At 67.1% G+C, this 20,243-nt stretch carries 17 protein-coding genes; 15 read left to right on the forward strand and 2 right to left on the reverse strand.

The window, feature by feature from the left end:
* The first annotated feature begins 13 nt into the window (after nt 1-13).
* Both TEP_RS13945 and TEP_RS13950 read left to right on the forward strand, forming a co-directional pair.
* Entirely contained in the window at nt 14-1,186 is a 1,173-nt protein-coding gene (locus TEP_RS13945) for a heparan-alpha-glucosaminide N-acetyltransferase domain-containing protein (protein ID WP_132825664.1), read from the forward strand.
* A 7-nt stretch (nt 1,187-1,193) separates the two neighbouring features.
* Nucleotides 1,194-2,948, forward strand: a complete 1,755-nt coding sequence (locus tag TEP_RS13950) for an oligopeptide:H+ symporter (RefSeq protein WP_132825665.1) — start codon at nt 1,194-1,196, stop codon at nt 2,946-2,948.
* A 55-nt stretch (nt 2,949-3,003) separates the two neighbouring features.
* Here TEP_RS13950 and TEP_RS13955 read toward each other — a convergent pair whose 3' ends face one another.
* Together TEP_RS13955 and TEP_RS13960 are read right to left on the reverse strand one after the other, a co-directional pair.
* The gene (locus TEP_RS13955) at nt 3,004-4,989 is read right to left on the reverse strand and encodes a S9 family peptidase (protein ID WP_132825666.1); all 1,986 of its coding nucleotides are present in this window, start codon (nt 4,987-4,989) and stop codon (nt 3,004-3,006) included.
* 166 nt (nt 4,990-5,155) lie between these two features.
* On the reverse strand, nt 5,156-5,791 hold the full coding sequence (locus tag TEP_RS13960; RefSeq protein ID WP_132825667.1) for a LysE family transporter: 636 nt from the start codon (nt 5,789-5,791) through the stop codon (nt 5,156-5,158).
* A 139-nt stretch (nt 5,792-5,930) separates the two neighbouring features.
* Here TEP_RS13960 and TEP_RS13965 point away from each other — a divergent pair, with 139 nt between their 5' ends.
* The 13 genes from TEP_RS13965 to TEP_RS14025 all read left to right on the forward strand — a co-directional run bounded on the left by TEP_RS13965 (nt 5,931) and on the right by TEP_RS14025 (nt 20,235).
* Nucleotides 5,931-6,836 (forward strand): LysR family transcriptional regulator ArgP, encoded by a 906-nt coding sequence (locus tag TEP_RS13965; protein WP_025873890.1) that lies wholly within the window; start codon nt 5,931-5,933, stop codon nt 6,834-6,836.
* A 102-nt stretch (nt 6,837-6,938) separates the two neighbouring features.
* Nucleotides 6,939-7,523 carry a hypothetical protein gene (locus TEP_RS13970; protein ID WP_132825668.1) on the forward strand — a complete coding sequence of 195 codons (585 nt, stop codon included), beginning with the start codon at nt 6,939-6,941 and terminating at the stop codon, nt 7,521-7,523.
* 79 nt (nt 7,524-7,602) lie between these two features.
* The gene (locus TEP_RS13975; RefSeq protein WP_132825669.1) at nt 7,603-8,049 is read left to right on the forward strand and encodes a GNAT family N-acetyltransferase; all 447 of its coding nucleotides are present in this window, start codon (nt 7,603-7,605) and stop codon (nt 8,047-8,049) included.
* Between the two features lie 186 nt (nt 8,050-8,235).
* On the forward strand, nt 8,236-9,933 hold the full coding sequence (mqo, locus tag TEP_RS13980; protein WP_099783216.1) for a malate dehydrogenase (quinone): 1,698 nt from the start codon (nt 8,236-8,238) through the stop codon (nt 9,931-9,933).
* Between the two features lie 358 nt (nt 9,934-10,291).
* Entirely contained in the window at nt 10,292-12,484 is a 2,193-nt protein-coding gene (locus tag TEP_RS13985) for a TonB-dependent siderophore receptor (protein ID WP_132825670.1), read from the forward strand.
* Between the two features lie 281 nt (nt 12,485-12,765).
* Entirely contained in the window at nt 12,766-14,409 is a 1,644-nt protein-coding gene (mdcA, locus tag TEP_RS13990; protein ID WP_132825671.1) for a malonate decarboxylase subunit alpha, read from the forward strand.
* A 10-nt stretch (nt 14,410-14,419) separates the two neighbouring features.
* Nucleotides 14,420-14,740 carry a malonate decarboxylase acyl carrier protein gene (mdcC, locus tag TEP_RS13995; protein ID WP_032975933.1) on the forward strand — a complete coding sequence of 107 codons (321 nt, stop codon included), beginning with the start codon at nt 14,420-14,422 and terminating at the stop codon, nt 14,738-14,740.
* Nucleotides 14,737-15,645 carry a biotin-independent malonate decarboxylase subunit beta gene (locus TEP_RS14000; protein WP_132825672.1) on the forward strand — a complete coding sequence of 303 codons (909 nt, stop codon included), beginning with the start codon at nt 14,737-14,739 and terminating at the stop codon, nt 15,643-15,645. Before mdcC ends, TEP_RS14000 begins: the two co-directional genes overlap by 4 nt.
* A 2-nt stretch (nt 15,646-15,647) precedes the next feature.
* A complete protein-coding gene (gene mdcE, locus TEP_RS14005; RefSeq protein WP_132826542.1) occupies nt 15,648-16,352 on the forward strand; it encodes a biotin-independent malonate decarboxylase subunit gamma in 705 nt (234 codons plus the stop codon).
* Nucleotides 16,345-16,995 carry a malonate decarboxylase holo-[acyl-carrier-protein] synthase gene (gene mdcG, locus TEP_RS14010; protein ID WP_132825673.1) on the forward strand — a complete coding sequence of 217 codons (651 nt, stop codon included), beginning with the start codon at nt 16,345-16,347 and terminating at the stop codon, nt 16,993-16,995. Before mdcE ends, mdcG begins: the two co-directional genes overlap by 8 nt.
* The gene (gene mdcB, locus TEP_RS14015; protein ID WP_132825674.1) at nt 16,992-17,849 is read left to right on the forward strand and encodes a triphosphoribosyl-dephospho-CoA synthase MdcB; all 858 of its coding nucleotides are present in this window, start codon (nt 16,992-16,994) and stop codon (nt 17,847-17,849) included. The genes mdcG and mdcB overlap by 4 nt, the downstream gene beginning before the upstream one ends.
* Nucleotides 17,846-18,766 (forward strand): malonate decarboxylase subunit epsilon, encoded by a 921-nt coding sequence (gene mdcH, locus TEP_RS14020; RefSeq protein WP_132825675.1) that lies wholly within the window; start codon nt 17,846-17,848, stop codon nt 18,764-18,766. Before mdcB ends, mdcH begins: the two co-directional genes overlap by 4 nt.
* Before the next feature lie 101 nt (nt 18,767-18,867).
* Nucleotides 18,868-20,235, forward strand: a complete 1,368-nt coding sequence (locus TEP_RS14025) for an SLC13 family permease (RefSeq protein ID WP_032975926.1) — start codon at nt 18,868-18,870, stop codon at nt 20,233-20,235.
* Nucleotides 20,236-20,243 lie beyond the last annotated feature (8 nt).

Consider the following 20,243-nt stretch of genomic DNA (forward strand, 5'->3'; position numbering starts at 1 on the left):
CCCCACCCATCGCATGTCCTCCTTCCTCTCCTCCCGGCTGGCCTCCATCGACCAGCTGCGCGGCACCGTGATGCTGCTGATGCTGCTCGACCACGTGCGCGAGACGTTCTTCCTGCAGCATCAGGTCAGCGATCCGATGGACGCGGCGACGGTGTCCCCTGCCCTGTTCGCCTGCCGCCTGCTGGCCCACCTGTGCGCACCGGTGTTCGTGCTGCTGACCGGCCTGTCGGCCTGGCTGTACGGCCAGCGCCATGCCGATCCGCGCCGTGCCATTGCGGCTTTCCTGCTCAAGCGCGGCCTGTTCCTGGTGGTGCTGGAACTGACCCTGGTCAACCTCGCCTGGACCTTCCAGTGGCCGCCGGAGACGGTGTACCTGCAGGTGATCTGGGCGATCGGCCTGAGCATGATCGCGCTGGCCGGCCTGCTGTGGCTGCCGCGGCCGCTGCTGGCCGTTCTGGCGGTGACGCTGGTGGTCGGCCACAACCTGCTGGACGGCGTACGGGTGCAGGGCGACGGCACGCTGGCGGTGCTGTGGAAGGTGCTGCACCAGCGCGACTGGATCGAGGCTGGGCCGTTGAGCCTGCGTACCTCCTACCCCGTGCTGCCATGGATCGGGGTGATCGCGCTGGGCTACCTGATGGCGCCGTGGTTCGCTGCCGGCAGCGACCCGCAGCAGCGCCGGCAGCGGCTGCTGTGGACCGGACTGGGCGCACTGGCCGCCTTCGCCCTGCTGCGCTTCGCCAACGGCTATGGCGACACGCCGTGGCAGTACCAGCAGAGCACGCTGCGCACGTGGATGAGCGTGTTCAACATCACCAAGTACCCGCCCTCGCTGCAGTTCCTGCTGCTGACCCTGGGCGTGGGCCTGCTGCTGTTGCGGCTGTATGAGTGGCCGCCGCTGGCGCGCGCGCTGCAGCCGCTGGCCGATATCGGCGCAGCGCCGATGTTCTTCTATCTGCTGCACCTGTACGTGCTGAAGCTGCTGTACCTGGCGGCCCTGAAGACCTGGGGCCCGACCCACGGTTGCCTGTATGCACTGGACTCGGTGGCCGGCCTGCTGCTGGTGGCCTGTGCATTGGCGGTGGTGCTGTACCCGCCGACGCGGGCGTTCGCGCGGTTCAAGGCAAGACGACGCGACCTGGCCTGGCTGCGCTACCCGGCGCGCGCCTGCAGCGCACGCCTATAATTCCGCGATGAATTCCACTGCTATCGCTTCCGACGACTTCCTGGGCCATCCCAAGGGCGTCTACGTCTGCTTCTTCACCGAAATGTGGGAGCGCTTCTCCTTTTACGGCATGAAGGCGCTGCTGCTGCTGTACCTCACCAAGTACCACCTGTTCGGCGACAAGGCCGGGCTTGACCTGCTCGGCGCCTACGGCGGGCTGGTGTACTGCATCCCGGTGTTCGGCGGCATGTTGGCCGACCGCTGGCTGGGCATGCGCCGGGCGGTGCTGTTCGGCGGCATCCTGCTGGTGCTCGGCCACCTCGGCATGGCCTTCGAGGGCCACGCCGCATACCGGGTCAACGGCGAAGTCGTGCGCGATACCTCGGCACTGGCCGTGACCTACCTGTCGCTGGCGCTGATCATCATGGGCGTCGGCTTCCTCAAGCCGAACATCTCCACCATCGTCGGCAAGCTCTATCCGCAGGACGATCCGCGCCGCGATTCGGGCTTCTCGCTGTTCTATGCCGGCATCAACCTGGGCGCCCTGTTCTCTTCGCTGGTGTGCGGTTTCCTGGGCGAGGTCTACGGCTGGAAGTACGGCTTCGGTGCGGCCGGCATCGGCATGCTGGCCGGCCTGGCGATGTTCCTGTGGGGCCAGAAGTACCTGCAGGGCCACGCCGAGCCGCCGCAACCGGCGACCTTGAAGCAGAAGGTGCTGGGCCTGCCGCGCGAGTGGCTGATCTACCTGTGCGCGGTGATCGGCGTACTGCCGGTGGCCTGGCTGATGTGGGCGGCCGGCAACGGTGCCTTCGCGCTTGGCGGCGAAATCAGCCTGGCACTGATGCTGATGCTGGTGGTGCTGGGCGGCGTGCTGGTCTGGTTCGCCTGGTTCACCGGCACCCAGTGCACACCGGTGCAGCGCCAGCAGATGGTCGCGCTGATGGTGCTGATCTTCATGGCGCTGGTGTTCTTCACGATGTACGAGCAGTCGTATGGCTCGTGGGTGACCTTCACCGACCGCCTGCTGACCAAGGACATCGTGCCGGCGCTGGTGATCCGCGAAGGCTCACCGCTGCCGTGGTCGATCCTCTCGCTGCTGCTGGCACCGCTGGGCTTCGTGGTCAGCGCGCGCCTGTCCGAGCGTCGCCCCGGTTCGTCCGCGCCGCGTGCGTTCTTCATCGCCATCGTCGCGCTGATGCTGGTGCTGCTGGTGCGCGACTGCCTGGTGATTCCGCAGACCGCCGGTTCGCTGACCTACCTCGGCGGCCTGTTCCTGGTGCTGCTGGCGCCGGCCTTCGCCGCGTTGTGGACCTGGATGGACCGCCGTGGCTGGGAACCGGGCAAGCCGGTGAAGTCGGCCTGGGGCCTGGTGATCGGTGCGCTGTCGTTCGTACCGCTGGCGCTGGCCGCGCAGCACGTTGGTGCCACCGGCGAGATGGCCAGCGTGTGGTGGCTGGTGCTGGCCTACTTCCTGCTGGCCAGCGGCGAGATGTGCCTGTCGCCGGTCGGCCTGTCGGCGGTCACCCAGCTGGCGGTGCCACGGGTGATGAGCCTGATGATGGGCACCTGGTTCCTGGCGACGGCCTTCTCCGAAACGCTGGCCGCACTGTTCGGCAAGCTGGCGGCGATCGACGTACCTGAAGGCGAAACGCTGGACATGGCCGCGGCGGCCGGTGCCTATGCGCACCTGTTCTGGCTGCTGATGTGGATCGGCCTGGGCTGCGCGTTGCTGGCCTTCATCGCTGCGCCGCTGTTGAAGCGGATGATGCACGGGGTGAAGTAACGCCCGGCGGCAGGATGCCGCGGCGGCTACCACGTCGGTCGCCGCCGCGCGTGTTTCAGGGCGCCTTGCCCTTGTCGGAAGACGTCGCCGCCGCTGCGGTACCGCCGCCCAGGCTGCGTGACATGAAGGCCAGCAGCCTGCTGTAGTACTCGCGCTGGTGCTCAGGCCGGTGGAAACCGTGTCCTTCGGTGCGGTAATACAGGCTCTCCACCGGTGAGCCGGCCGCCTTCAGCGCTGCTTCCATGCGCTCGGTGTGCTTGACCGGCGCACGCGTGTCTTCGCCGCCAGCGGCCAGGAACACCGGCACTTTCAGCTGCGCGGCCAGGTTCACCGGCGAACGGGCTCCCAGGGTCTTCGGATCGCCTACCCATTCGCGCTGCCAGGCCATGGCCGAATCGCTCAACTGTGCCTCACCACTGAACATCAGCGGAAGGTCGTACACACCGACGTAGCCCGCGGCGCACTGGTACAGCCCGGGTTCGCGGATCGGCCCCATCATCGCGGCATACGCACCGTAGCTGGCCCCATAGATGCAGATGCGGTTGCTGTCGGCGATGCCCTCTGCGATGGCCCAGCGGGTGGCGTCGGTCACATCGTCCTGCATCGCCGCGCCCCACTGCTTCGCACCCGCCTGGGTGAACGCGCGGCCATAGTTGGCCGAACCACGGAAGTTGACCTGCAACACGGCATACCCTGCTGCTGCCAGCATCTGCGGCTCGTTGCTGTAGCTGCCCTCATCGAATACGCCGAAGGGGCCACCGTGCGGCAGCACGACCAACGGCAGATTGCGCCCTTCGCTGCCCGGCGGCAGGGTCAGGAAGCCGTGCAGCGGCAGTCCGTCGCGCGCCTTCAGCGAGAACGGACGCACGGTGGCGGCCAGTTTCGGGTCGATCCATTCGCTGCGGCTGAGCAGATGCTCGGCCGCCTTTGCGCGGGTGTCGAACAGGTAGAAATCCCCGGGGTTGCTGCCCGACCACGTCTGCACCACCACCTTGCCGCCATCGCGGGTACTGGAGGTGATGAACACCGGGCCGCCGAACGCCGCCTCAAGGCTGCGGTACTGACGGGCATCGGCGCCCTTCTCATCGAAGAACCGCGTGCGCGGTGCATCGCCGGCAAACAGCGCGCCCACCGGCACGCGGGTGCCCGGGCGGAAGATGATCGCGTAGGGATCGACCACGCCATCGCGCAGTACCTCGCGCCGTTCGCCGGTCTGCGGGTTCCAGCTGACGATGGCATCGGGCCCGGTGGGCTGCTCGACCTGCAGATAGGCCAGCGCGCCATCTTCGGAGAAGCCGATTGCGGATTCTATCCGGTGGCTCAGCGACTCGTCATTGACCAGGGACCACTGCGCATTGGTCCCGGCGCGGTAGTAGAGCTTGTTGACGTTGTCCGAAGCTGCGCCGTGGGCGAAGCGCACTTCACCCTGATGATCGGTAGTGAAGTCGGCACGCTGCACGGGTGAACCGGAAACCCGCACGCGACGCCCACTGACCACGTCAAGCCGCTCGACCCGGGTGTAGGGGTCTTCGGCGAAGGGCCATACCGCGATCAGCACATTGCGGTCGTCGCCCGCCAGTTCGTCGGTGAGGAAGGCCGCGACGTCCTCCACCTTCTTCGGCTGTATGCGCGTACCCAACCCGCGCCCCTGCACACGGTAGCCGACCAGCAGTTCCCCGCCCTTGCCATCGACGTTGACCCCGTACAGTTCACCGGTGGGCTGCGGCGTATCGAGTACTCCGAGCTTCTCGGCCAGGCCGACCAGCAGGCGCTCGTTGCTCACCCATTCAAAGGTGTTGGCGTGGTTCTTGTCCTGCGGGCGGAACACGCCGGCAGGCTTGCGGTCGGACGTGCGCAGGATGACCAGCGCGGTGGAATCGTCCAGCGGTACGGTGCCGGCAACGTAGTCGCCGCCGGGCGAGAGCTTGACGTTCGAAAACGACTCCGGTTTCAGGTACTTCTCCAGGTCCACCCCGCCGGTACCCGCCGACGTCCCGCCCACCACCGCGCACAACAGCGCGGCAAGCACAGTCCTGCGCATCCTTCCCCCTCCCTGCCCGGACACCCTGTCCAGATTCGCCGATTCTAGGCAGGCAAGCGGCCGCGCCGCCAGTGGGCAGAAAAAACGACGGCACCGTTGCCGGTGCCGTCGTTGCCACTACCTTGGAGAGAGAGTAAGGACGTGGGTTCGGGGGGCGTGCGCCGGGTCAATGGACCCCGCGCACCGCCAGAGTGAGGGCCAGGATGCTGAGGATCACCGCGATGGTGCCGTCCAGCACGCGCCAGGTGCTGGATTTGGTGAACAGCGGCGCCAGCAGGCGCGCGCCCAGGCCCTGCGCGGTCAGCCACAGGCAGCTGGCGGTGACCACGCCGGCCGCGAAGGCCATGCGCGCATTGCCGAAGTTCTCGGCGATGGAGCCGATCACCATCATGTCCAGCCAGAAGTGCGGATTGATCAGCGAGAAGCCGACCGCCGCCATCAGCACCGCACGACGACTGCCGTCATCGCTGTCGGCTTCGCCCATGCCACCGCCACCGGCGATCGCACGGCGTGCCGACTTCATCGCATACCACGCCAGGAAGGCCACACCGGTCCAGAGGACGGCGGTGGTCAGCCACGGCAGCGCGGTGGTGAGCGTGCGCAGGCCGGCCACGCTGGCGAAGATGAAGATCGCATCGATGGCCGCACAGGTGGCGACCACCGGCACGATGTGCTTGCGCAGGATGCCCTGGCGCAGGATGAAGGCACTCTGGGCGCCGACCACGGCAAACAGGCCGATGCCGGTAGCCGCACCACTGAACCAGGCGCCAAGGCCGGTGCTGGCGGAGATGACCGAGAACATGGGATTCACTACCTTGTCTTGCTTGGGGGAGCGGTGCCTCGCGAAGGCGGACAGCACCGGAACGGGCGCCATTGTCGCGCCGCAACATAGAAAAGACGAGCTAAACTTACTAAACCAACATTAGCGGAGCTTAATCGCCATGCGCATCGACCATGCCCAGCTGCGGGCCTTGGCTGCGGTCATCCGCGAAGGCAGCTTCGACCGTGCCGCGCAGTCGCTCAACGTCACCCCCTCGGCCATCTCGCAGCGGGTCAAGGCACTGGAAGACCGCATCGGCCGCCTGCTGGTCAAGCGCGGCACGCCTGCGACCGCGACTGCCGAGGGCCAGTTGCTGGTGCAGCTGGCCGAACAGACCGCCCTGCTGGAGCACGACGCGCTGCACCGGATGGGCCTGGCCGACGAGGACCTGCCGCAGGCCAGCATCCCCGTAGCGGTGAACCACGACAGCCTGGAGACCTGGTTCCCACAGGCCGCCCAGCAGTTCGCGCAGGGCACCGGCACCACCCTGGACCTGCGGGTCGAGGACCAGGACCACACCGTCGAACTGCTGCGCCAGGGCACCGTGCTGGGGGCGGTGACCACCCTGGACGAGCCGGTGCAGGGCTGCCAGATCCACGCGCTGGGCAGCATCCGCTACGCCGCCACCTGTACGCCGGAGTTCCGCGAGCAGCACTTTGCCAAGGGCGTGACCGCACAGGCGCTGGCGCAGGCACCGGTGCTGGTGTTCAACCGCAAGGACGACATGCAGTCGCGCTTTGCCCGGCGCATGGCCGGCGCCGACCTGCCCAGCACCGCGCCGACGTGGTGGATTCCTTCCACCCGCGCCTTCGTGCAGGCCAATCTGGGCGGGCTGGGCTGGACGATGAACCCGCTGCCGCTGGTCAAGCGCCATCTGGATGCCGGGCGCCTGGTCTACGTGCGGCAGCGCGCGTGGGAAGACGTGCCGCTGTACTGGCAGCACTGGAAAGGCGACGTGCAGACGATGGCCCTGCTGACCCGGGCGGTGCTGGACGCCGCTTCGGCACTGGTGCAGCGCAGGCGCTGAAGAGGGAACGGAGGGAATCAAGTCGCTTGTGCCACAAACGCCTTGATCCCCTCCGCCCCCTTTTCATGCAAACATCGGTGCAACCGACGAGGAGACTGGCCGATGGAAACCGAACCGGTATTCCTGCATATCCGCGTGGTGATGGGGATCATCCTCGGCCTGTCCATCACCACCCTGCTGAAGGGGCTGGCGCAGATCATCGAACACCCGCAGCGGCGTGGCTGTTCGGCACTGCACCTGTGCTGGGTGGTGTGGACGCTGGTATCGCTGGTGACCTTCTGGTGGTGGGAGTTCCGCCTGGTTGAAGTACACCGCTGGACGTTTGAAACCTATCTGTTCGTGATCACCTACTGCGCGACCTGGTTCCTGCTGTGCGCGCTGCTGTTTCCCGAAGACCTGCGCGAGTACGGAAGCTACGGCAACTACCTGATGCAGCGTCGACGCTGGATCTTCGGAGTGATTGCGATATTGACGCTTCTGGATCTTGTGGATACTGCGATCAAAGGGGGAAGCCGATGGCGGCTGCTGGGCGAGGCCTACCCCCTGCATACGGTGCTGATGCTCATCGTCGCCGCGCTCGGCTGGCATCTGCGCAGTGCGCGCGCGCAACTGGGGCTGGCCGCAGCGACGCTGGCCTATCAACTGGGCTACTTCGCAGCGGAGTACTTCACCATCGGCAGTGAGTGAGGAGCGCCGCCGGTCTCCATCCAATCTCCATGGACGTCGGCCACAATCGCCCGGTTCCGTTCGACCGCAGGTTTCCCAGATGACGATCCACTACCGCAATGCCCGTCCCGATGACGCCGCCGCCTGCATCAACCTGCGCGGGCGTACCCGCGAGAACGCCTTCAGTGCAGCGCAACTGGCCGAGCTGGGCATCACCGAAGAGAGCTGGGCCGCAGGTATCGCCGATGGCGATTCGATTGGCCGCGTCGCCTGGGAGGGCCAACGGATGGCCGGCTACTGCTTTGCCGATCGCGAAAGCGGCGAGGTGCTGGTGCTGGCCCTGCTGCCGGAATTCGAGAACCGTGGCATCGGCCGGCAACTGCTGCAGGAGGTGGTCAGCATGAGCCGCGAAGCTGGCCACAGCCGCCTGTTCCTGGCCTGCTCGGCCGACCCGCGCTCGCGCTCGTATGGCTTCTATCGGCATCTGGGCTGGCGGGCGACCGGCGAGATCGACGAGGCTGGTGACGAGATTCTTGAGTTGTCTTGACGTGCGGCGCCGGGAACAGCCGCCGGGCATGGACCGGCGCTACCGGGGATGGGGTCGAACGCGCAGGCCGGATGCTGCGTTGCATCAAAATCAGACCGGAAGCGGTTAAAATTGCCACAGGAATGCTGCAAGAAACAGGGAAAGAGCGTGAAGAAACAACGCTTCCCCGCCAACGATCCCGCCCCCATGAAGAAATTTGGCAAGGCCCTGCTCGCCCTGCTCGTGCTGCTGTTGCTGGTGGCCGCGCTGTTCCTGTACTGGCCGCTGACCCAGCGCTCGGTGCCCGCCGCGAACAACGACAAGCCCGTCGATGTCGTGCTGGTCGGCGCCGGCATCATGAGCATCACCCTGGCCACCTACCTGCAGGAACTGCAGCCGGACTGGAACATCCAGGTCTACGAGCGTCTCGACGGCGTCGCCGGTGAAAGCTCGGACGGCTGGAACAACGCCGGCACCGGCCACTCGGCATTCGCAGAACTGAACTACACCCCGGAACTGCCCGATGGCAGCATCGAGACCAAGCGCGCGGTCGGCATCGCCGAATCGTTCGAAGTCTCGCGCCAGTTCTGGTCGCACCAGGTGAAGGAAGGGCGGCTGAGCCAGCCCAGCGACTTCATCAACCCGACCCCGCACATGAGCTTCGTCTGGGGCGATGACAACATCGCCTACCTGCACAAGCGCCAGCAGGCGCTGGTGAAGAACCCGCTGTTCTACGGCATGCAGTACTCCGAGGACCCGGCGCAGATCAAGCAGTGGGCACCGCTGCTGATGGAAGGCCGCGACCCGAAGCAGAAGGTTGCCGCAACGTGGATGCCGCTCGGCACCGACGTCAACTTCGGCGTTATCACCCGCCAGCTGACCGCCGGCCTGCAGCACAGCCCGAACTTCGGCCTGCACCTCAACCACGAGGTCAGCGCACTGCGGCAGAACGCGGACAAGAGCTGGAACGTGACGGTGAAGGACCTCAAGGCCGGCACCGAATCCACCACCCACGCCCGCTTCGTGTTCATCGGTGCTGGTGGCGCGGCGCTGAAGCTGCTGCAGATGTCGGGCATCCCGGAATCGAAGGACTACGCCGGCTTCCCGGTGGGCGGCCAGTTCCTCGCCTTCCAGGGCCAGGACGTGACCTCGCGCCATGGCGTGAAGGCCTATGGCATGGCCGAGACCGGATCGCCGCCGATGTCGGTGCCGCATCTGGATGCACGCAAGCTGGATGGCAAGCCGGTGGTCCTGTTCGGGCCGTTCGCGCTGTACAGCACCAAGTTCCTCAAGCACGGCTCGTGGTGGGACCTGTATTCCTCGGTCAACCACAACAACGTCGGCCCGATGCTGGAAGTGGGCAAGGACAACCTGGACCTGGTGCAGTACCTGATGGGCCAGGCGCGCCTGAACGATGCCGATCGCCAGGCCGAACTGGTCAAGTACTTCCCCAATGCCAAGCCGGGCGACTGGAAGCTGGTCACCGCCGGCCAGCGCGTGCAGATCATCAAGCGTGATCCGCTGAAGGGCGCGGTGCTGCAGTTCGGTACCGAGATCGTGACCGACAAGGACCACACCCTCGCTGCGCTGCTGGGTGCCTCGCCGGGCGCTTCGACCTCGCCGCCGATCATGCTGGACCTGATGGCCAAGGCCTTCCCGGAACAGATGAAGGCCGGTTGGGAAGCCCGCCTGCGCGAGATCGTGCCGTCGTACGGCCGCAAGCTCAACGAGAGTGCCGCGCTGACCAACGAGATCCGCACGTTGACCAGCCAGACCCTGCACCTGCCCTACCTGGAGGTTCCGGTGGAAGCAGGTACCACGCCAGCACTGGCACCGACGGCCGCGCCGGCGCCGGCCCCGGCCAAGGAAAAGCGCAACGCCAACGAAGAGCTGCAGGCGCTGTAAGCCTGCGCTTGGCGGATGCCTGCAGACGGCCACCTTCGGGTGGCCGTCTGCGTTTGCGGGCGGCGACGGGGCGGATCCCTCCCGCACGGGAGGGCTCTGACCCGTTCCGGGAGACCCCTCGCAGGGTCGGGGCCCAGTGCCTGCGGCAACGGATTCCGCCCCCCGCCCTGACGCTTGCTGCGCGCCTGAAAGCCCCTGCGCAGTGACGCGAATTGTAATGTTGTTAAGAATTATTTACATTTGCGTCCTGCACAGTGACCGCGCCCCTCCCAGACGGACCTGACGTGCCCGAAGCCGCCGCCCCGGGTGCTGGACGACTGTTGCCAACCCTTCCCCGCCTCCACGCTTCGAGCCCGCCATGACCCAGATTTTCCCGAGCCGCCTGCCCCGCCGTGCGCTGCTGCCCGCTGCCCTGCTGTCCTGCCTCACCCTGGCTGCGCCGTCGGCATTGGCCGAGGTCGCTGCCGATGTCTCCGACGCCAAGACGCTGGATCGGGTGAGCGTGCGCGCCGAGCAGTCCGCGCCGCCGTCGAGCACCACCCGCCTGCCGATCACCCTGCAGGAAACGCCGCAGTCATCAACGGTGATCGGCCTGCAACGCCTGCAGGACGAATCGTTGTTCAGCCTCAACGACGTGATGCGCAATGTCACCGGCGTCAGCGTGTCCTTCTATGACACCCAGCGCCCGCTGTACTACGCGCGTGGTTTCGCCATCACCGATTTCCAGGTGGATGGCATTCCCACCTACAGCGGCTCGACCAACCAGGAATACGACACCGCCTTCTATGACCGGGTGGAAGTGATCCGCGGCGCCAACGGCCTGCTCAGCGGCGCGGGTGTGCCGTCGGCCACGGTGAACCTGCTGCGCAAGCGCCCGGGCAAGGAGTTCGACGCTTCGTTCTCGGTCAGTGCCGGCAGCTGGGACTACCGCCGCATGGAAGCGGACGTGACCGCACCGCTGACCGCCGACGGCCGCATCCGCAGCCGCGTGGTCGCCGCCTACACCGATCGCGATTTCTATTACGACCGCTACAAAGAGAACAAGATGGCCGGCATGGCCGTGCTGGAAGGCGATGTGACCGACAGCACCACGGTGACCGTCGGCTACCAGACCCAGGACAACAACCCGGTGGGCTCGACCTGGGGCACCGTGCCGTTCTTCGACAGCAAGGGCAACTTCGCCCATCTGCCGCGCTCGACCAACCTGGCACCGAAGTGGAGCTACTGGCAGCGCGAGACCAGCACGGTGTTCGCCAACCTGGAGCAGCGCTTCGGTGACAACTGGCTGCTGAAGATCAACACCGCCCATACCCGTGGCAACGTGCAGAACATGCGCCTGTACGGCACCGGCAATCCCGACCCGGTGACCGGCGCGGGCATGTACCTGCGCACCGCCGCCGGCGATTCGGAAGACACCCGCCGCAACGTCGACGCCTACCTGACCGGCACCTTCAACCTGTGGGGCCAGCAGCACGACGTGACCGTGGGCGCGCAGTGGGCCGACCTGGAAGGCACCACCAACACCCTTGCGCTGAACTACCCGCGCGACTGGGCTCGTTGCGGCAGCGAGCGCTGCTACTACATTCCCAACGTGCACACCTGGGATGGCGACATTTCCGAAGTGACCTACACCCTGACCGGCGCGCGCCGCGTGGCCAGGACCACGCAGAGCGGCTTCTACCTGGCCACCCGCCTGCGCCTGGCAGATCCGCTGGCGCTGATCGCCGGCGCACGCCTGAGCCGCTGGCAGACCCAGACCCGCGCCTACAACGCGGCCGGCGCTTACACCGCCACCAGCGGCGCGTACAAGGTGAGCGATGAAGTGACCCCGTACGTGGGCCTGGTGTACGACATCACCCCGAACGTGGCGGCCTATGCCAGCTACACCGAGATCTTCAACCCGCAGAACTACAAGGACCGCAACGAGAACCTGCTGGCGCCGGTGCAGGGCTCCAACCTGGAAGCGGGCCTGAAGACGCAGTGGTTCGACGGTCGCCTGACCGCCAACGCGGCGATCTTCGAAGCCAAGCAGGACAACTACGCGGTGCGCGACATGAGCGTGCCGGAAGGCTCGCTGAGCGACGGCAGCTCGGCCTACATCGGCGTCAACGGCACCAAGGCGCGCGGCTGGGAAGTGGACGTCAACGGCGAGATCCTGCCGGGCTGGACGGTCAATGCCGGCTATACCCACGTCAAGGTGACCCGCGCGGCCACCGACCTGCTGTACGCCAACCCGGCCGAAGACCTGCTGCAGCTCAACACCCAGCTGCAGCTGCGCGGCGCGCTGGAACGCCTGAGCATCGGCGGCGGCGTGCAGTGGCAGAGCAAGGTGCAGGGCTACAACATCCCCTACCCGCTCGGCGGCACGGTGACGGTGAACCAGCCGGCATATGCGCTGGTGCAGTTCAATGCCAACTACCGCCTCAGCGACAACTGGACGGCGACGCTGAGCGTGCGCAACGCGCTGGACAAGACCTACTGGGCCAACCTGGACTACAACAACTACGGCGAACCGCGCTTCGTGGCGGCCAGCCTGCGCTGGAAGTTCTGAGCAACCCGGGAACGGTGGGTGCCGACCATTAGGGGGTGCCCACTGTTTGGGGGGTGCCCACTGTTGGGGGGCCCACTGTTGGGGGGCTGTTGGGGGGGCCCACTGTTTGGGGTGGGTGCCGACCGTTGGTCGGCACGCTTCTGACGCTCCGCCACGACCCACGGTCGTAGCCCACCTGAAAGGGCCCGCCTCCGCGCGGGCCTTTTCTTTGCTGCACTGCGGGTTGCACACCGCTCCGTAATTATGTCGTAATTATTCCAACGCCATTCGGAAGTCCGTCGATGAACCCGAGTTGGGACACTCTGGAGCGGGGCCGCCAGGCGCGGCTGGAACGCGCCGCGTCATGGGCCACGGGCCACGAGGTGGCCGCTGGCGATGTCGCCGAGCTGCTGCACGCCCTGCTGGAGCCGGGCGACAAGGTCTGCCTGGAAGGCAACAACCAGAAGCAGGCCGACTTCCTCGCCCAAGCGCTGGCCGACCTCGACCCGGCACGGGTGCATGACCTGCACATGGTGCAGTCGGTGCTGTCGCTGCCCTCGCACCTGGATGTGTTCGAACGCGGCATCGCCTCCAGGCTGGACTTCTCCTTCTCCGGGCCGCAGTCGGTGCGGCTGGCCAACCTGGTGGCCGAAGGACGCATCCAGATCGGTGCCATCCACACCTACCTGGAACTGTTCGGCCGCTACTTCATCGACCTCACTCCGCGCGTGGCGCTGGTCGCGGCGCAGGCTGCCGACCGCCACGGCAATCTCTACACCGGCCCCAACACCGAAGACACGCCGGTGATCGTGGAGGCCACCGCATTCGGTGGCGGCATCGTCATCGCCCAGGTCAACGAGATCGTCGACACCCTCCCCCGCGTCGATATTCCTGCCGACTGGGTCAACTTCGTGGTTCGGGCGCCGCGCCCGAACCATATCGAACCGCTGTTCACCCGCGATCCGGCACAGATCTCCGAGATCCAGGTGCTGATGGCGATGATGGCGATCAAGGGCATCTACGCCGAGTACGGCGTGAACCGGCTCAACCATGGCATCGGTTTCGATACCGCAGCAATCGAACTGCTGCTGCCGACCTACGCCGAGTCGCTGGGGCTGAAGGGAAAAATCTGCCAGCACTGGGCGCTCAATCCGCACCCGGCGCTGATTCCGGCCATCGAATCGGGTTTCGTCAGGTCGGTGCACTCGTTTGGTTCGGAACTGGGCATGGAGAAGTACATCGCCGCGCGCGGCGATGTGTTCTTCACCGGCGCCGATGGTTCGATGCGCTCCAACCGCGCGTTCTCGCAGACCGCAGGGCTGTATGCCTGCGACATGTTCATCGGCTCGACCCTGCAGATCGACCTGCAGGGCAACAGCTCCACCGCAACGCGCGACCGCATCGCCGGCTTTGGCGGTGCACCCAACATGGGTTCGGATGCACGCGGCCGCCGCCACGCCAGCGGCGCCTGGATCAAGGCCGGCCAGCAGGCCGCGCGGCCCGGCGAGATGCCACGCGGGCGCAAACTGGTGGTGCAGATGGTGGAAACCTTCCGCGAGCACATGGCGCCGGCCTTCGTCGACCGCCTCGATGCCTGGGACCTGGCCGAGCGCGCGAGCATGCCGCTGCCGCCGGTGATGATCTACGGCGACGACGTCAGCCATGTGCTGACCGAGGAAGGCATCGCCAACCTGCTGCTGTGCCGCAGCCCGGAAGAACGCGAGCAGGCGATCCGCGGCGTGGCTGGCTATACCGCCGTGGGCAGAGGACGCGACCGCGCCATGGTGGAAAACCTGCGCGACCGCGGAGTGATCCGCCGCCCCGACGATCTCGGCATCAACGTGCGCGATGCCAGCCGCGATCTTCTTGCCGCGCGTTCGGTGAAAGACCTGGTGCGCTGGTCCGGCGGTCTGTACGACCCGCCCAAGCGCTTCCGCAACTGGTAAGGGCCAAGCCATGGAAACCCTCGACTATCGATTCGCCGGCACCACGCCCGTGCGCTTCCCCACCGATGCGGTGCTGGTGGGCGTACTGGCCTCGGGCAACCTGGAAATCCTGCTGGAACCGGCCGACCTGGACGGTGCGATGACCGTGCGCATCATCACCGCTGCACGTGGCTTCGGCACGGTATGGCAGGCGGTGATCGCCGACTTCGCCCAGCGTCATCCCCTGCGCGATGTGCGCGTGTCGATCAACGATGCCGGCGCTACACCGGCGGTGGTCAGCCTGCGCTTGGACCAGGCCGTCGAGACCCTGCTTGCCGGAGGCCAGCCATGACGCTCGCACAACGCACCAGCTATTACGAAGCCGACGCCCGCGCGCGCATCGCCGGGCTGCTTGATGCAGGATCGTTCCACGAATTTCTCGGCCCAGCCCAGCGCGCCATCAGCCCGCATCTGGCGCAGCTGGACCAGCCGGCCGCGTTCGACGATGGCATCGTCGTCGGTGAGGGACACCTGCACGGCAAGCACGTGCTGGTGGCCGCGCAGCAGGGTGAATTCATGGGCGGCGGCGTGGGTGAGGTGCATGGCGCCAAGCTGACCGGCCTGCTGCGCCGCGCGGCGGACACCCTTCCCGATGGCGTGCTGCTGCTGCTCGATACCGGCGGTGTGCGCCTGCATGAAGCCAATGCGGGATTGATCGCCATTTCCGAAATCATGCGCGCCACGCTCGGCGCGCGGGCCGCCGGGGTACCGGTGGTGGCGATGATCGGCAGCGGCAACGGCGCCTTCGGTGGCATGGGCATCGTCGCCCGCTGCTGCAGTACGGTGATCATGTCCGAAGAAGGACGGCTGTCGCTGTCCGGCCCCGAAGTGATCGAGACCGTGCGCGGCGTGGAGGAATTCGATTCGCGCGACCGCGCATTGGTGTGGCGGGTGACCGGTGGCAAGCACCGCTACCTGATCGACCAGGCGCAGGTGCTGGTGCCCGATGCGATCAGCGCGTTTGCGCAGGCGGCCTTTGATGCGCTGCAGCCTGACACCGCAAGTGCCGACCCCGACGCGGCGCTGGCCATGCTGCAGGCACGCCACGCCGCGTTGAAGGCGCGCGTACAGGCGTGGGGCGACTGCAACGATGGCCTGCAGATCTGGGCACGCCAGGGCATTGCCGACCCGGAACGTCTGGCGCTGCTGGAAACCGATGCCTTCCTTGCCGCCACTGCGCACCGGAGCCTGCCGTGAGCCTGCCATTGAATTCGCTGCTGGACGCACTGTTCCCGCGTGGCCATGCGATCGCGGTGAACGATTCGGTACTGACCGGCACAGCGACCACCGACGACGGTAAAGTGACGGTGATCGGCACTACCGACAGGATCGAAGTCGGTGTGGACCACGCGCTGGTGCTGGCCGACACCGTGCTGGCCAGCACCGCTGCACATCCGCAACGTCCCATCGTGATGCTGGTCGATACCGCCGGCCAGCGGCTGGCGCGCCGCGATGAACTGCTGGGCATCAACGGCTACTTCGCCCATCTCGCACAGACCCTGGACCTGGCCCGCCGCCGTGGCGCGCGCCTGGTCACGCTGGTCTACGGCGAATCGGTCAGCGGCGGCTTCCTGTCGTTCGGGCTGATGGCCGACCTCATCCATGCCCTGCCCGATGCGCAGGTGCGGGTGATGGATCTGCGCGCGATGGCACGGGTGACCAAGCAGCCGTTGGAAAAACTGCAGGCGCTCAGCCTGACCTCGCCGGTGTTCGCGCCGGGCGTGGAGAACTACGTGGCGATGGGCGCAGTGCAATCGCTGTGGGATGGCAATCTGGCGCATCACCTGCTGGACGCACTGCGTGCACCCGTCGACGGTGACCATCGCGCTGCACTGGGCGCCGAACGGGGTGGCCGTACGCTGGCTGCGCAGGTGGCCATCGCTGTGAGCCACGGCAATGCCTGAGCGGCCCGCCCGGCACACGCTGGTCTGGCTGTCGGCCGATGCCGATTGGCGGGCCGACCTGCCCGCGCACGAGCCGCGCCTTGCCGCTTGGTTCGCGCAGGGCTTCCCTGCAGTGGTGGCGCGTCGTGCCGCGGATGATGCCGATCCGCGCCTGCGGTTGGGCGTTCCGTTGCCACCGGCCGAAGGCAAGCAGCGCCTGTCGTTGCGCGTACCGCTGTGCGACGTCGCGCACATGCGCGCTCCCCCGGCATTGAGCGAGCTGCTGGCAGCAGGCGACGCCGGTGTTCCACAGGCGTGGCAGGAATCACTGCACGACCTGCAGGCACTGGCCCCGGCCCGTGTGTTCGGCGCCTTCGCCTGGCAATGGCTGACCGCCCTGCCCTATGTACATGAGCGTTCGGACATCGACCTGCTGTGGCAGGTGACCGATGCCGCGCAGGCCGAGGCGCTGATCGCGCGGTTGCTGGCATGGCAGACCCGCCATCCGCATCGCCTTGATGGCGAGCTGTGCCTGCCCGATGGTGGCGCGGTGAACTGGCGCGAACTGGCCGGCCGCAGTCGCCAGGTACTGGTGAAACGCCTTGATGGAGCCGCATTGGAAGCGCGTGATGCACTGTTCGCCACGCGCGAGGCGATCGCATGATCGCCGCCCCGAAGCCGTTGCCGGCACGTGACGCGGTGGTCGACAGCGCACGCCTGGGACGGCTGGCCATTGCCAGCCTGCACGCCGAACTGGCGTGCGCCCCGAAGCCGGGCCTGGTCACCCCGTTCGACAGCGGCAGCCATGACGACATGGATGCCGGCACTTTCCTGTGCAGTCTTTTCGCCCTGCGCCACTACTTCACGGCGGTGGCGAGGGCCGGTGCCACCGGCGCCCCCTTCACAGTGCTGCGCGATCACGGTATTGCCGCTGAAGCGGCCATGCTGGCCGCCACCGCCGGCATCAACACCCATCGCGGTGCGATCTTCAGCCTTGGCCTGCTGGTGGCCGCTGCTGCTGAGCGCAGGCGCGCGCATGGCCATGCCGTGTCGGGCGCGCAGGTGTGCCTGGCGGTTCAGCAGTGGAAAGACGCGCTCATCGCTGCGCCGCTGGACCCGCACAGCCCGGGACAGCGCGCACGTGCGCGTCATGGGGTCTGCGGCGTACGCGAACAGGCTGCCGCCGGCTACCCGGTGCTGCGCGAGCTGGCCCTGCCTGCCCTGCGCCATGCGCTGGACAGCGGCCTGCCGCGCGACGCCGCGTTGTGCCAGACGCTGATGCAGCTGGTGGCACAGGTGGACGATCTGAACCTGCTGCATCGCGGCGGTGCCGAGGGCCTGCGCTGGGCGCAACAACAAGCCGCCACATTCCTTTCCGCCGGTGGCGCCTTCGCGCCGGACTGGCGCGTGCGCCTGCAGTCCATCGGCGATGCGTTCGTGAGGCGTCGGCTCAGCCCGGGTGGCAGTGCCGATCTGCTGGCCTGCGCCTGGTTCCTGCTGCAGCAGGAGGGCGCATGAGCCTGGCCCTGCTCTGCCCCGGACAGGGGGCGCAGCATCCGGCGATGTTCGACCATGTGCGCGGCATGGCCGCTGCACGCGCGGTACTGGATGCGGCGAGCGACGCGCTGGGGCGCGATGTGTTCGCGGCTGCGGCCGCCGACGACCGCTTCGACAACGCACAGGCGCAGCCGCTGCTGTGCGCCGCCAGCATCGCGCACTGGCATGCTCTGCGCGGCGCGGTGCCGGACCCGATCGTGGTGGCCGGGTACAGCATCGGCGAACTGGCGGCACATGCCATCACCGACAGTTTCGACGTGGCCACCTGCCTGTCCCTGTCGACCCAGCGCGCACGATTCATGGACGCCGTCAGTCCGGTCGATGCCGGAATGCAGGCGATGCTGGGGCTGGATCGACAGACGGTGCAGACGTTGTGCGAAATCCACGGCACGCACGTGGCGATCGCCAACGGCACAGATCATTTCATCGTTGGCGGCACGCTGCCGGCACTGCGTGCGCTGGCCGCTGCCGCGCACGCACAGGGTGCCGAGGTGCGCGTGCTGCCGGTACATGTGCCGGCGCATACGCCACTGCTGTCGGCGGCGGTCACACCGTTTGCCGCCGCACTGCAGGCCACCACGTTGCACGCGCCGCGCCTGCCGCTGCTGGCCGGCATCGACGCACGGCCGGTGCGCGACAGCGCAGCGGTGGTGCACACGCTGTCCGCGCAGTTGGCACAGACCATCGAGTGGGCACAGGTGATGCGCCAGGCCTTCGAGCGCGGCGCGCGCGTGTTCCTGCAGCTGGGCCCGGGCAACGCACTGGCACGCATGATCGCGCCGGCCTATCCGTGCTGCGAGGTACGCGCGATCGAGGAATTCCAGAGCCTGGACGGCGCGGCGGCGTGGGTCCGCAGCGCGCTGCAGCGGCTGCAGTAACGGGTTTGAGCAGTACGTAACGCGCAGTACGTAACAGGCCATACCCGGGGATGGCGGGCTTCCATCCGTGCAACACGCGAATCAGGTGTCTGGGAGGGCGCATGACTCCACAAATTGCAACGATCATCGGTCTGGTGATCATGTTCATCGTCGCCACCGCGATGCCGATCAACATGGGCGCCGTTGCCTTCGCACTGGCCTTCATCGTCGGCGGGCTCTGGGTCGACATGGGGGGCAAGGAGGTTCTCGCCGGCTTCCCGGGCGACCTGTTCCTGACCCTGGTCGGCATCACCTACCTGTTCGCCATCGCGCAGAAGAACGGCACCATCGACCTGCTGGTGCACTGGGCGGTGAAAGCGGTACGCGGCCATATCGTGGCCATCCCGTGGGTGATGTTCGTGATTACCGCCGTGCTGACCGCCTTCGGCGCGCTGGGCCCGGCCGCGGTTGCGATCATCGGCCCGGTCGCGCTGCGCTTTGCCAAGCAGTACAACATCAATCCGTTGATGATGGGCCTGCTGGTGATCCATGGCGCGCAGGCGGGTGGCTTCTCGCCGATCAGCGTGTACGGCAGCATCACCAATGGCGTGGTGCAGAAGGCAGGCCTGGAAGTCACCGAAATGGCGGTGTTCCTGACCAGCCTCGGCTTCAACTTCATGATGGCCACGATCTGCTTCTTCGCCTTCGGAGGCATCGCGCTGCTGCGTCGCGGTTCGATCACTGCTGCGGGCACGGTGGGCAACGCGGAGCTGGCGATGGCCGGTGGCCCGCAGGCTTCGTCGCGGCAGTTCGCCATCGAAGGCCATGGTGCGCTGGTCGCAGCCGGTGGTGGCACCCTGTCCAACGATCCGGTGGCACTGGATGCGGTGGGCCTGACCCGCGAGCGCTTGTTCACCCTGATCGGCCTGCTCGGCCTGGGTGTGGCCGCGCTGATCTACAACCTCAACGTCGGCCTGGTTTCGATCACCGTTGCCGTGGTGCTGGCCCTGCTGTCGCCGCAGAGCCAGAAGGGTGCGGTGGACGGCATCAGCTGGTCCACCGTGCTGCTGATCTGCGGCGTGGTCACCTACATCGGCGTGCTGGAACATGCCGGTGCCGTGGACTTCATCGGCCACGGCGTCTCCAGCATCGGCATTCCGCTGCTGGGCGCACTGCTGGTCTGCTACGTGGGCGGCATCGTCTCCGCATTCGCCTCGTCGGCGGCGGTGCTGGGTGCCACCATTCCACTGGCGGTGCCGTTCCTGATGCAGGGCCATCTCAGTGCAGCCGGCGTGATCTGCGCGCTGGCGGTGTCTTCCACCATCGTCGATGTCAGTCCGTTCTCGACCAACGGCGCACTGGTGGTGGCCTCGGCCGCGAAGGAAGAACGCGAAACGCTGTTCCGCCGCTTCCTGGTCTACAGCGGCCTGGTGGTGGCATTCGGCCCGCTGCTGGCGTGGCTGGTGTTCGTGGTGCCGGGCTGGATGTAAATGCCTGC

The organism is Stenotrophomonas sp. TEPEL, from assembly GCF_004348785.1.
In the GTDB taxonomy this organism is placed as follows: Bacteria; Pseudomonadota; Gammaproteobacteria; order Xanthomonadales; family Xanthomonadaceae; genus Stenotrophomonas; species Stenotrophomonas indicatrix.

Excerpts from the sequence above, each read along its gene's own strand:
- TEP_RS13945 (WP_132825664.1), top strand. The coding sequence starts at position 14 with ATGTCCTCCTTCCTCTCCTCCCGGCTGGCCTCCATCGACCAGCTGCGC.
- TEP_RS13975 (WP_132825669.1), top strand. The coding sequence starts at position 7,603 with ATGACGATCCACTACCGCAATGCCCGTCCCGATGACGCCGCCGCCTGC.
- mdcB (WP_132825674.1), top strand. The coding sequence starts at position 16,992 with ATGATCGCCGCCCCGAAGCCGTTGCCGGCACGTGACGCGGTGGTCGAC.
- TEP_RS13950 (WP_132825665.1), top strand. The coding sequence starts at position 1,194 with ATGAATTCCACTGCTATCGCTTCCGACGACTTCCTGGGCCATCCCAAG.
- TEP_RS13960 (WP_132825667.1), bottom strand. The coding sequence starts at position 5,791 with ATGTTCTCGGTCATCTCCGCCAGCACCGGCCTTGGCGCCTGGTTCAGT.
- TEP_RS14025 (WP_032975926.1), top strand. The coding sequence starts at position 18,868 with ATGACTCCACAAATTGCAACGATCATCGGTCTGGTGATCATGTTCATC.
- mdcG (WP_132825673.1), top strand. The coding sequence starts at position 16,345 with ATGCCTGAGCGGCCCGCCCGGCACACGCTGGTCTGGCTGTCGGCCGAT.
- TEP_RS14000 (WP_132825672.1), top strand. The coding sequence starts at position 14,737 with ATGACGCTCGCACAACGCACCAGCTATTACGAAGCCGACGCCCGCGCG.
- TEP_RS13970 (WP_132825668.1), top strand. The coding sequence starts at position 6,939 with ATGGAAACCGAACCGGTATTCCTGCATATCCGCGTGGTGATGGGGATC.
- mdcH (WP_132825675.1), top strand. The coding sequence starts at position 17,846 with ATGAGCCTGGCCCTGCTCTGCCCCGGACAGGGGGCGCAGCATCCGGCG.
- mdcA (WP_132825671.1), top strand. The coding sequence starts at position 12,766 with ATGAACCCGAGTTGGGACACTCTGGAGCGGGGCCGCCAGGCGCGGCTG.
- TEP_RS13985 (WP_132825670.1), top strand. The coding sequence starts at position 10,292 with ATGACCCAGATTTTCCCGAGCCGCCTGCCCCGCCGTGCGCTGCTGCCC.
- mqo (WP_099783216.1), top strand. The coding sequence starts at position 8,236 with ATGAAGAAATTTGGCAAGGCCCTGCTCGCCCTGCTCGTGCTGCTGTTG.
- TEP_RS13955 (WP_132825666.1), bottom strand. The coding sequence starts at position 4,989 with ATGCGCAGGACTGTGCTTGCCGCGCTGTTGTGCGCGGTGGTGGGCGGG.
- TEP_RS13965 (WP_025873890.1), top strand. The coding sequence starts at position 5,931 with ATGCGCATCGACCATGCCCAGCTGCGGGCCTTGGCTGCGGTCATCCGC.
- mdcC (WP_032975933.1), top strand. The coding sequence starts at position 14,420 with ATGGAAACCCTCGACTATCGATTCGCCGGCACCACGCCCGTGCGCTTC.